12 protein-coding genes (1 of these 12 only partly in view) are annotated in these 10,984 nt (G+C 28.9%); 7 read left to right on the top strand and 5 right to left on the bottom strand.

All coding sequences use genetic code 11. The features are described from left to right. Window positions 1-59: the beginning of an ISAon1 family transposase gene (locus N5A56_RS08445; protein ID WP_420793184.1), read on the bottom strand. The gene continues 877 nt to the left of window position 1, outside the view; only the first 59 of its 936 coding nucleotides appear in the window; the start codon lies at window positions 57-59; its stop codon lies beyond the left edge, outside the window. Between the two features lie 43 nt (window positions 60-102). Next, the gene (locus N5A56_RS08440) at window positions 103-450 is read right to left on the bottom strand and encodes an ISAon1 family transposase N-terminal region protein (RefSeq protein WP_265725062.1); all 348 of its coding nucleotides are present in this window, start codon (window positions 448-450) and stop codon (window positions 103-105) included. Window positions 451-625: 175 nt separating this feature from the next. Here N5A56_RS08440 and porQ point away from each other — a divergent pair, with 175 nt between their 5' ends. Genes porQ through cmk form a run of 3 tightly spaced genes read left to right on the top strand, consistent with a single transcriptional unit; the run spans window position 626 to window position 2,353 of the window. Beyond that, window positions 626-1,411, top strand: coding sequence for a type IX secretion system protein PorQ (gene porQ / locus N5A56_RS08435; protein WP_274270338.1), 786 nt, complete (start codon window positions 626-628; stop codon window positions 1,409-1,411). Window positions 1,412-1,416: 5 nt separating this feature from the next. Continuing rightward, the gene (locus tag N5A56_RS08430) at window positions 1,417-1,647 is read left to right on the top strand and encodes a PorV/PorQ family protein (RefSeq protein WP_274270337.1); all 231 of its coding nucleotides are present in this window, start codon (window positions 1,417-1,419) and stop codon (window positions 1,645-1,647) included. 13 nt (window positions 1,648-1,660) lie between these two features. Continuing rightward, on the top strand, window positions 1,661-2,353 hold the full coding sequence (gene cmk, locus N5A56_RS08425; RefSeq protein WP_265725060.1) for a (d)CMP kinase: 693 nt from the start codon (window positions 1,661-1,663) through the stop codon (window positions 2,351-2,353). Between the two features lie 196 nt (window positions 2,354-2,549). Here the strand turns inward: cmk and N5A56_RS08420 are convergent, their stop codons facing one another. Beyond that, window positions 2,550-3,179 carry a 7-carboxy-7-deazaguanine synthase QueE gene (locus N5A56_RS08420; protein WP_265725059.1) on the bottom strand — a complete coding sequence of 210 codons (630 nt, stop codon included), beginning with the start codon at window positions 3,177-3,179 and terminating at the stop codon, window positions 2,550-2,552. A 242-nt stretch (window positions 3,180-3,421) separates the two neighbouring features. Here N5A56_RS08420 and rpsA point away from each other — a divergent pair, with 242 nt between their 5' ends. Next, the gene (gene rpsA / locus N5A56_RS08415; RefSeq protein ID WP_265725058.1) at window positions 3,422-5,233 is read left to right on the top strand and encodes a 30S ribosomal protein S1; all 1,812 of its coding nucleotides are present in this window, start codon (window positions 3,422-3,424) and stop codon (window positions 5,231-5,233) included. 84 nt (window positions 5,234-5,317) lie between these two features. On the opposite strand, the gene N5A56_RS08410 is transcribed toward rpsA, so the two are convergent. Then, complete coding sequence (locus tag N5A56_RS08410; protein WP_265725057.1) at window positions 5,318-6,094, bottom strand: DUF6090 family protein; 777 nt, start codon at window positions 6,092-6,094, stop codon at window positions 5,318-5,320. Between the two features lie 215 nt (window positions 6,095-6,309). Here N5A56_RS08410 and glmM point away from each other — a divergent pair, with 215 nt between their 5' ends. Genes glmM through N5A56_RS08395 form a run of 3 tightly spaced genes read left to right on the top strand, consistent with a single transcriptional unit; the run spans window position 6,310 to window position 10,013 of the window. Continuing rightward, window positions 6,310-7,701 (top strand): phosphoglucosamine mutase, encoded by a 1,392-nt coding sequence (gene glmM / locus N5A56_RS08405; protein ID WP_265725056.1) that lies wholly within the window; start codon window positions 6,310-6,312, stop codon window positions 7,699-7,701. After that, entirely contained in the window at window positions 7,694-8,536 is an 843-nt protein-coding gene (locus N5A56_RS08400; RefSeq protein WP_274270336.1) for a hypothetical protein, read from the top strand. Before glmM ends, N5A56_RS08400 begins: the two co-directional genes overlap by 8 nt. Continuing rightward, window positions 8,511-10,013 carry an aminotransferase class V-fold PLP-dependent enzyme gene (locus N5A56_RS08395; RefSeq protein WP_265725054.1) on the top strand — a complete coding sequence of 501 codons (1,503 nt, stop codon included), beginning with the start codon at window positions 8,511-8,513 and terminating at the stop codon, window positions 10,011-10,013. Before N5A56_RS08400 ends, N5A56_RS08395 begins: the two co-directional genes overlap by 26 nt. Here the strand turns inward: N5A56_RS08395 and N5A56_RS08390 are convergent. Further along, window positions 9,991-10,911 (bottom strand): lysophospholipid acyltransferase family protein, encoded by a 921-nt coding sequence (locus N5A56_RS08390; protein WP_265725053.1) that lies wholly within the window; start codon window positions 10,909-10,911, stop codon window positions 9,991-9,993. The genes N5A56_RS08395 and N5A56_RS08390 overlap by 23 nt on opposite strands. Window positions 10,912-10,984 lie beyond the last annotated feature (73 nt).

The following is a 10,984-nucleotide window of genomic DNA, read 5'->3' as shown; positions in this document are numbered from 1 at the left end:
CATTGTTTAAAATCACTTAAATGATCCTTATATTGTCTTTGCAGGTTTCTTGAATTCACTCCGTAAAAGTTCGCTATAATTGTAGTACTGCTAGGATTGTTACTAACTGATATCTTTTAAAAAAGTAGCAAACTCACTAGTGATTCTAGTGCCTTTTGCTACTAATTGCCAATCTCGAGTAATGACTTTCTTTGTAGATTCATTTAGCCAACGTCGTCTTATTATGTGTAAGTAAACATTCTTACCACGTATAGGAAAATCTTGAACAGTAGCTTCTGGAAAAAAGCCTTTAGAGCTTAACTTAACTGCTTTATATTCTATTGGAACATTATTTAGTTCTGTGAAATAAAAATGAAGCTCATCTTGTTTAATCTCGTGTTTTGTGAGTTTAAAATTATCAACAAGAACTTCTGGCAATAATAATTTAGCAATATCTAATAGTCTACTCAAAATGAATCTAATTTAGAAAAACAAAGTTCTTCTTTTTTTGAATGCTCCACAACTTTTTGTGTTGATTCACTTTAATTTGTGATATCTTTAATAAAAACATTTATTATTACTTTGTTGATGTAATATTCTGTTATATTTTCGTTAATGATTTTATAGTATTTTTATTAATTAATAAATGAAGTTTAATTATTTTTTATTTTTTATTTTTTTATTTTCTTTGAGTGTAAAATCTCAAGTTGGAGGTGAAAATGTATATCAATTTTTAAATTTATCTACTTCTGCCAGACAAGTTGCACTTGGTGGTGAAATATTGACTTTAATTGATGATGTAAATCAACCAATATGGAATCCATCTGTAATTAATCCAGATATGGATAATAAAATTTCTGTTAATTATACAAGTCATTTGGCTGGAGTAAACATTGGCTCTTTTTCTTATGCTAGACTTGTATCTAGAAGATTTGGAACCCTACATGGTAGTATCAAGTACCTTGATTATGGTACTATTATAGGTGCTGATGAACAAGGTAATGAAACGGGAAATTTTAATGCAAATGATATTTCAATATCTATTGGGTATGCCTCTAATTTGCCTTGGACAAACTTATTTATTGGTGCAAATATTAAAGCTATAAATTCTAATATTAGTAATTATACTTCTATTGGTTTCGCTACTGATTTAAGTTTTCTGTATTATAGCCCTTATAAACCTTATAGTTTTACTCTTGTAGCAAGAAATATTGGTACTCAAATCAAATCATTTAATGGGACTATTGAGAAATTACCGTTAAAAGTTGCTTTAGGTGCTTCATTTAAGTTAGATCATGTACCTTTAAAATGGTATGCAACTATTGATAATTTACAAAATTGGGATATTTCTGTTGCAAATCCTTCTGAACAAACATCAGATTTAGAAGGTAATGTTACAGATGAGAAAATAACTTTTTTAGTAATGCTCTAAGACATATGGTTATAGGTGCAGAGTTATTCCCTGAAAGCGCAATTAACTTAAGAATTGGCTATAATTTTAGAAGAGCATCAGAATTAAAATTGCAAAGTGTTAGAACTTTTGGAGGTGTTTCATTTGGTTTTGGTATAAAAATGAATAATCTCAAATTCAATTATGCTTATTCAAAATTTCATACTGCAGCAAATGCTAGTACTTTTAGTTTACAAATAGATTTAGATAATAGATAATAGATAATAAATAATGAATAAAAAAATTACAATAGCAATTGATGGATTTTCATCTACAGGGAAAAGTACGATTGCTAAATTATTAGCAAAAAAATATAATTATATTTATGTAGATACTGGAGCTATGTATAGGGCTGTTAGTTTGTTTGCTAAAAATAATAACTTTGTTGGAGTGGATTTTTTGGATTCAGAAAAACTTGTATCTAATTTAGATAAAATTTCTCTTTCTTTTATATTTAATGAAGCTTTGGGTTTTGCTGAAATGTTTTTAAATAATATTAATGTAGAAAGTGAAATAAGAACACTAGAAGTTTCTCAACTAGTTAGTAAAGTTGCAACTATATCTGAAGTTAGGAAAAAGTTGGTTGCTGAACAGCAATTAATGGGAAAAGAAGGAGGTATTGTAATGGATGGAAGAGATATTGGAACCGTAGTTTTTCCAGATGCAGAATTAAAACTATTTATGACAGCTTCTGCTGACAAAAGAGCTACTAGACGTTATAAAGAATTATTAGAAAAAGGAGATGATGTAAGTTTTGAAGAAATTTTATTTAATGTTCAAGAACGAGATAGAATAGATTCAACTAGAGAAGATTCACCATTAGTTCAGGCAGAAGATGCTATTGGTTTTGATAATTCGGATATGGGAATTGATGAACAATTTGAGAGAATTTGTACATTAGTTGACAGAAAATTGATAGAATAATTCTTAAACCTGCAAATACTCTTAGCCCTGATTGAAACGGTATCCTTTTTATAGCTTTTTTAATTGAAGTAATAATCTATTATAATGAGATTCCACATTAAGTAGAATATGCTTTATTAGCAATGAAAACTATAAAAAGATATAGTAAAAAGCAGGAAATAGCTTCAAATAAAAAGGAGTATTAAATATCTGAATATTATGGAATATTCAGATATTTATGTGTTTGTAAAGAAATTTTCCATTTAGGATTCTTCATAACATAATCTACAATTAATTCTGTCATTTTTTCTTTTTTACTCCATTCTGGTTGTAAATAAAGCTGACATTTCTCTCCAACTTTTGCTGCTTGTTCTTTTGCAAATTCAAAGTCAGATTTATTATGAATTATCATTTTTAACTCATCTGCTTCAAGATAACACTCATTTAAAGGCAACTTTGTTTTCTTAGGAGAAAGGCAAAACCAATCCCATTTTCCAGAAAAAGAATAAGCACCAGAAGTTTCTATATGTGTTTTAATATTATTTTTTTGTAGTAGTTTTGTAATATAATCCATAGACCACATTAAAGGTTCACCACCAGTTATAACAACAGTATTAGTGTATTTTTTAACATTATCTACAATAGTATCGGCTAAAGTTGGTGGGTGTAAATCAGCGTTCCAACTTTCTTTAACATCGCACCAATGGCAACCTACATCGCAACCACCTACTCTGATAAAATAAGCTGCAGTTCCTGTATGAGAACCTTCTCCTTGAATTGTATAAAACTCTTCCATCAGAGGAAGCATTATCCCTTTGTTTACTAAATCTTTTGTCTTTTTATCCATCTACATTAAAATCAACCAAAAAGGTTTTAAAAATGCAAAGGTAGTTTTTTGTCTATCAAGAATAAAAAGAATAATAATTTAATTCTAAAGTGTTAAAAATCAAATGAATTTTGTAAATTTGCACTCCTTTTTACGATAACAGATTTATAAAAGGATTATATAAAACAATTTATAAAAACAACTCTTTGCGTTTTTTTCGTTAAAAATCTGGTAAGCAATAAGATACAAAATTATTTTCAGGCATGTCTGAAGAAACAAAAAACACTGAAGAGCAAGTAGTTGCTACTGAAGTACAAGCAACAGCGACTCCAGCTGTAGATCCAAAACAATTTTTAGCAGATTTTAACTGGCATAGATACGAAGAAGGTATTGATGAAGTTGATGAGCAAAAATTAGTTGAATTTGAAAAAGCGTTAGAAGGAACTGTAGGTTTCGTAAACGAACGTGATGTAATTGAAGGAACCGTAATCAGAATTACTGATAGAGATGCAATTATCGATATCAATTCTAAATCTGAAGGAGTTATTTCTTTAAACGAATTCCGTTACAACCAAGGTTTAGCAGAAGGAGATAAAGTTGAAGTGTTAGTTGATAAAAGAGAAGATTCTTCTGGTCAGTTAGTATTATCACACAAAAAAGCAAGAGTTATTAAAGCATGGGAACGTGTAAACAATGCTCATGAAACTGGTGAAGTAGTTAACGGTTTTGTTAAATGTAGAACTAGAGGTGGTATGATTGTAGATGTTTTCGGAATCGAAGCATTTTTACCAGGATCTCAAATTGATGTTAAGCCAATTAGAGATTACGATCAATATGTTGAGAAAACAATGGAATTTAAAGTTGTTAAAATCAACCACGAATTTAAAAACGTTGTTGTATCTCATAAAGCTCTTATTGAAGCTGATATTGAATTACAGAAAAAAGAAATTATTGGTCAATTAGAAAAAGGACAAGTATTAGAAGGTGTTGTTAAAAACATTACTTCTTATGGTGTCTTTGTTGATTTAGGTGGTGTAGACGGATTAGTACACATTACTGATTTATCTTGGTCTAGAATCAACCATCCAAATGAGGTTGTTGAATTAGATCAAAAATTAAACGTTGTAATTTTAGACTTTGATGATAACAAATCTAGAATTCAATTAGGTTTAAAACAATTATCTGCTCACCCTTGGGAAGCTTTAAATACTGATTTAAAAATTGGTGATAAAGTAACTGGTGAAGTTGTTGTTTTAGCTGATTATGGTGCGTTTGTAGAAGTAGAACAAGGAGTAGAAGGGTTAATTCACGTTTCTGAAATGTCTTGGTCAACTCACTTACGTTCTGCACAAGATTTCGTAAAAGTTGGAGATAAAGTTGAAGCTCAAATTTTAACTTTAGATAGAGAAGACCGTAAAATGTCTTTAGGTATTAAACAATTACACCCAGATCCTTGGACAGATATTACAACTAAATATCCTGTAGGTTCTACTCATACTGGTACAGTAAGAAATTACACTAATTTTGGTGTTTTTGTTGAGTTAGAAGAAGGTATTGATGGTTTAGTTTATATCTCTGATTTATCTTGGACTAAGAAAATTAAGCATCCATCAGATTTTGTTACTGTTGGTGATAAATTAGAAGTTCAGGTTTTAGAATTAGATGTTGAAAACAGAAAATTAAACTTAGGTCATAAGCAAACTCAAGATAATCCTTGGGATGCTCATGAAGCTACATATGCAATTGGTTCTACTCATGAAGGTCTTGTAAAAGAAAAGAATGATAAAGGAGCTGTTGTAACTTTTTCTGATGGAGTTGAAGGTTTTGCACCAAGTAGATTCTTAGAAAAAGAAGATGGTACTAAATTAGATAAAGGTGAAACACTTAAATTTGTAGTTTTAGAATTTTCTAAAGAGTACAGAAGAGTAGTTGTTTCTCATACATCTATCTTTAAAGAGCAAGAAAAAAGAAATGTGAAAGCAGCAGTTAAAAAAGCAGCAGAAGCAGAAAAAACTACCTTAGGAGACATTGGTGGACTTGCAGCATTAAAGAAAAAAATGGAAGAAGGTAAATAATTATTTACAATTCTAATATATTTTAAAAGCCGATACAATTTGTATCGGCTTTTTTTATTTAGAAGTATTGCCTTCTTTAGTAACCTAGCCTAAATCTTCATCAATTGATTTAATTAATTCTTCTCCAATTTCTAATGTATCCTTAATCATATATAAATGCACACTTAAAATCTGAATCCTTATTTTAATAGCATTTAATAAGTTTAGTTTTGTTTCAAAAGATTTAAGTTTATTATTGATAAAAGAATTTAGACCTTCATAATTTTCCAATAAATACTTTTCGCCTTCACCAACATCTTCATCATACATTGTTATCTGACAAAGATTTTTTATTGTTGGATAAACTTCTGGATAAAAGATATTATCAATATTGTTTCTAACATCATCATAACTTCCTTGTGAGGCTAGATAATAGTTTATTATATCTATACTTAAGGCTTTATTTGTAATAAGATTTAGTTGACCAGATGAAACAAGTTCAGAATATGTGTTATTAGTGTTTGGAAAATTATAAATTTCTATCAAAAAATTTAATTTTTCATTTAGGCTATCAATTTTAGAAAAACTTTTGTATTCATTGAAATCTTTAATGATTGATTTACCAACCTCAATAGACTCTAAAGAATGTCTCTGCATATCTTTTAAAATAACTTTCTGATATTCAATGTCCTCTATAATATTTGTTAAATACCATTCTTCTTTCTTTGCATTTTCTTTTTCAATATTCCAATTATTAAATTGTAATGCAAGTAAAATACCAACAACCACTAAAAATACTTCGCCAGCAGCATAAAGTAGGTATTTTTTAAAACGTTTATCCGTTATAAGCAACTGTCTTGTTTTTCTAAATAAGTGTATCATAAGTTCGGTTAGGTTTTTAAAGATACAAAAATAAGAACAGGCTTAAGTTTTTGGGCGTTCCCTAAAGGTCAGGCTTTACGTTTCAATCTTTTTTTCATTCTTTCAAAAAAGGATTTTCACTACAATCCTTAACGCATCCTATTTGTCAACTTTTAGTTAACTAATAATGGCTTTTACAAATCAATAATTTATATTTGTAAGACAAAATAAAGACAATGACATTAATAAAATCTATATCAGGAATAAGAGGTACAATTGGAGGGAAAACTGCAGATAATTTAACACCAATAGACGCAGTTAAATTTGCATCAGCATACGGAGCTTTCATTATAAGTAGAAACCCTAACAAAGAAAAAATAACAGTTGTAGTTGGTAGAGATGCTCGTATTTCTGGTAAAATGATATCTAGTTTAGTAGCTAATACTTTAGTAGGTTTAGGTATAAATGTTGTTGATTTAGGTTTATCTACTACACCTACAGTTGAAGTTGCAGTTCCTTTAGAAAAAGCAGATGGAGGTATTATTTTAACAGCCTCTCATAATCCTAAACAATGGAATGCTTTAAAGTTGTTAAACGAAAAAGGTGAGTTTTTAAATGGAGAAGAAGGAGAAAAAATACTTGCTTTAGCAGAAAGTGAAGATTTCTCTTTTGCAGAAGTTGATGATTTAGGTGTTTACTCTAAAGATAATACATATTTAGAAAAGCATATTCAAGAAGTATTAAACTTAGAATTGGTAGATGCAGATGCAATTAGAAAAGCCAATTTTAAAGTTGTTGTAGATGGGGTAAATTCTACAGGAGGAATTTTTATTCCGGCTTTATTAAAAGAGTTAAATGTTGAGTGTGTAGAATTATATTGTACACCAAATGGACAGTTTCCTCATAATCCAGAGCCATTAAAAGAAAATTTAACAGACATTTCTGAGTTAGTAGTAAAAGAAAAGGCAGATTTAGGTATTGTTGTAGACCCTGATGTAGATAGATTAGCTTTAGTTTCTGAAGACGGATCTATGTTTGGAGAAGAGTACACTTTAGTTGCTTGTGCAGATTATGTTTTAGGTAGACTTGGTGGTGGAAACACAGTTTCTAACTTATCTTCTTCTAGAGCATTAAGAGATGTTACACAAAAACATGGCGGAACTTATACTGCAAGTGCTGTAGGTGAAGTAAATGTGGTTATAAAAATGAAAGAAACCAATACAGTAATTGGTGGAGAAGGAAATGGAGGAATTATATATCCTGCATCTCATTATGGTAGAGATTCTTTAGTTGGTGTCGCTTTGTTTTTATCTCATTTAGCACATAAAAAAATGCCTTGTAAAGAATTGAGAGATTCGTATCCAAGTTATTTTATGAGTAAGAATAAAATACAATTAACACCAGAAATAAATGTAGATGAGATTTTAGAAACAATGGCTTCTACTTATGCTACCGAAGATGTAAATACTATTGATGGTGTAAAAATTGATTTTGCTGATGAATGGATTCATTTAAGAAAATCTAATACAGAGCCAATTATTAGAATTTATACCGAAGCAAAATCACAAGATGCAGCAGATGCTTTAGCTGTTAGGTTTATTAAAGAAATTAAAGAAATAATTGCATAAATGTTTTATAAAAAAATATTTTTTTAATAGCTATTTTAATAGCATTTTCTGTAAATGCACAAGAAAATCAACAAAAAAAGTTTCTAATAAAGGAAAGTTTTTTGCTTATTGGGGATGGAATTGGGCAAGTTATTCTAATTCTGATATTCGGTTTAAAGGTGAAAATTATGATTTTACATTACAAAATGTAAAAGCGAGTGATACTCCAACAAAATTTTCTTTTAAAAACTATTTTGGAATTACGAGTCTTACTAAACCACAAACAAATGCCCGAATAGGTTATTTTTTTAAAGAAAACTATACAATTTCAATTGGTGTAGATCATATGAAATATGTTGTTAATAACGATCAATTTGTAGATATTAACGGAAACATTAATATTGGAAACACAAAATATGATGGTGTTTATAATGGTGAAGAAATTCAATTAACAGAAGATTTTTTACGACTAGAACATACAGATGGATTGAATTATATTAATGTACAATTATATCGTTTTGATGATGTAAGTAGTTGGTTTGGTTTAGATTCGGAAAACCTTCAGATAAATGTTACAGAAGGTGTTGGTTTTGGTTTTTTATATCCAAAAACAGATACCACTTTATTGGAGAAAGAAAGACATGATGATTTTCATATTTCTGGTTATGGACTTTCGATTGGTGCTGGTTTAAATATCACTTTTTTAAAGCACTTTTTTATCCAAGCAGATTTAAAAGGAGGTTATATAAATATGCCAAATGTAAAAATAAGTACAAGTTCATTAGACGGTGCTTCACAAGATTTTTTCTTTTTACAGAATAATATTTTAATTGGAGGTAGATTTAGATTATTTTAATATTTTAAGTTATGAATTTAGAGCAGTTTTTTCTCAGTTTAGAGACCAAATTATTGGAGCAGACCAAACTTTTAGATCGCCTTATGGCGTACAAAATTTAATCTATGCAGATTGGACTGCAAGTGGTAGGCTTTATAGGCCAATTGAAGAAAAAATTTGTAATGAATTTGGCCCTTTTGTAGCAAACACACATACAGAAACATCAACTTCTGGTGCTGCAATGACACTTGCTTATCATGAAGCAAGAAATATTATTAAACGCCATGTAAATGCAAATGAGAATGATGTTTTAATAACAACAGGTTCTGGTATGACCGGTGTTGTAAATAAATTTCAACGAATATTAGGGTTAAAAGTAGCAGAGAATTTAAAAGATTATACAAATGTACCTGAATATTTAAAACCGATTGTTTTTGTTTCGCATATGGAGCATCATTCTAATCAGACTTCTTGGTTAGAAACTATTGCAGATGTAGAAGTTGTGCCTTGTAATGATGCTGGATTGGTGTGTTTAAAAAGTTTTGAAAAATGCATTCAGAAGTATGAACATAGAAAAATTAAAATTGCTTCAATTACTGCTTGTTCTAATGTAACTGGTATTAAAACAGAATATCTTAAAGTAGCGAAACTAATTCATAAATATAATGGTTTGTGTTTTATTGATTTTGCTTGTTGTGCACCTTATGTAGATATTAATATGCATCCAGAAATTGAAGAAGAGTATTTAGATGCTATTTTCTTTTCTCCTCATAAATTTTTGGGAGGTCCAGGAAGTTCTGGAGTTTTGATTTTTAATAAGAAATTATATAAGAATACCATACCAGATAATCCTGGAGGAGGAACAGTAAGTTATACTAATCCTTGGGGACAACATGATTATTTTGATGATGTTGAAACTAGAGAAGATGGTGGAACACCAGGGTTTTTACAAACAATAAAAATTGCGCTTTCGATACAATTGAAAGACAAAATGGGTACAGATAATATACATCTGAGAGAAGAAGAAATAAATAAAGTGATGTTTAACACTTTAGAAAATTTGAATGGTGTTCAAATATTAGCTCCTAATCATAAAGAACGATTAAGTATTTTTTCATTTTATTTTGAGAAATACCATTTTAACCTAGTTGTAAAAATATTAAACGATCGATTTGGAATACAAACTAGAGGAGGATGCTCTTGTGCTGGTACTTATGGACACTTTTTATTAAATGTAGATCAAATTACATCAAATAGAATAAAGGACGAAATTTTACATGGTTGTAATACTCAAAAACCAGGATGGATTCGTTTGTCTTTACACCCAACAATTACAAATAGTGAGTTAGATTTTATTTGTAAATCATTAAATGAGTTAACAGAAAATATAGAAGATTGGTCTAAAGATTATGAATATGATTCTTTAAAGAATGATTATGTACATAAATTTGTAACACCAATAGAGAAAGAATTAGTTACTTCTTGGTTTTCGGTTTAGAAACTTTTAATTTTTTCCATTCTTCGAATTTATCTCTATGTTTAAATCTTTTATGAGACCATAAATATAGTTCAGGCTGCTTTTTTATGTTCTCTTCTGTAATTTGAAGATACTTATCCGTTATTTGATAATCATCATACTCCTTAGGGTTTTCTGCTACCAATTGAAATTCAGTTTCAAAATATCCTCTTTTTGTTTTGGTAGTAATGTAGTTTACAACTACTAAGTCAAACTTTTTTGCTAACATTTCTGCACCTGTATGAACTGGTACTTTTACACCAAAAAAATTACTCCAATAAAAGGTTTTTGGTAATTGAGGAGATTGATCACTTAGTAAAATATATAAACCTTGTTTTTTTTCTGTAAAATTTCTTTGCATTGCTTTTACAGTATCTGAAGTTTTATAACCAACAACACCAAATTTTTCTCTTGATTCTTTAACTTCTTTATCAAAATATTTATTACCAATTTTAGTATAGGCTCCATTAATAACACCATCTAAAACTAATGGTAAACTAATAGACCATTCCCAATTTGCTTGATGTGCACCAACTAATGCAATGCTTTTACCTTGTTTAACTAAGTCGTTAATAAGCTCTGGGTTTTTGTATTTATAACGTTTTAAAATTTCTTTTTCAGATATAGAAAAAGCTTTTACGCTTTCCATAAATAAATCTGTAAAATGCTTAAAAAAACGTTTCGCAATTTTTACTCTCTCTTCATCAGATTTTTTTGGAAAAGCTAATTGTAAATTTTCTAAAACTACTTTTTTTCGGTATTTAAAAACATAATATATTAAAAAGAAAAATACATCAGATTTTATATATAAAACCCTCATAGGTAATCTAGAAAATAACCAAATAAAAGGGTAGGTAAGTGCAAAAACTAAAAATTGCATAAGTTTTATTTTTAATGCAAATATCAGTATTTATATTTAATTAGAAATAGTTATAATAAAGAGATTTTGTTAT

Origin of the sequence: Polaribacter ponticola (assembly GCF_026191475.2) — a bacterium.
In the GTDB taxonomy this organism is placed as follows: domain Bacteria; phylum Bacteroidota; class Bacteroidia; order Flavobacteriales; family Flavobacteriaceae; genus Polaribacter; species Polaribacter ponticola.
The sequence above is the reverse complement of the archived record's forward strand: the minus strand, read 5'-3'. Positions and strand labels throughout refer to the sequence as shown.

Coding starts and splice junctions, on each gene's coding strand:
- porQ (WP_274270338.1), top strand. CDS start 626: ATGAAGTTTAATTATTTTTTATTTTTTATTTTTTTATTTTCTTTGAGT.
- N5A56_RS08410 (WP_265725057.1), bottom strand. CDS start 6,094: ATGATACACTTATTTAGAAAAACAAGACAGTTGCTTATAACGGATAAA.
- rpsA (WP_265725058.1), top strand. CDS start 3,422: ATGTCTGAAGAAACAAAAAACACTGAAGAGCAAGTAGTTGCTACTGAA.
- cmk (WP_265725060.1), top strand. CDS start 1,661: ATGAATAAAAAAATTACAATAGCAATTGATGGATTTTCATCTACAGGG.
- glmM (WP_265725056.1), top strand. CDS start 6,310: ATGACATTAATAAAATCTATATCAGGAATAAGAGGTACAATTGGAGGG.
- N5A56_RS08430 (WP_274270337.1), top strand. CDS start 1,417: ATGGTTATAGGTGCAGAGTTATTCCCTGAAAGCGCAATTAACTTAAGA.
- N5A56_RS08420 (WP_265725059.1), bottom strand. CDS start 3,179: ATGGATAAAAAGACAAAAGATTTAGTAAACAAAGGGATAATGCTTCCT.
- N5A56_RS08390 (WP_265725053.1), bottom strand. CDS start 10,911: ATGCAATTTTTAGTTTTTGCACTTACCTACCCTTTTATTTGGTTATTT.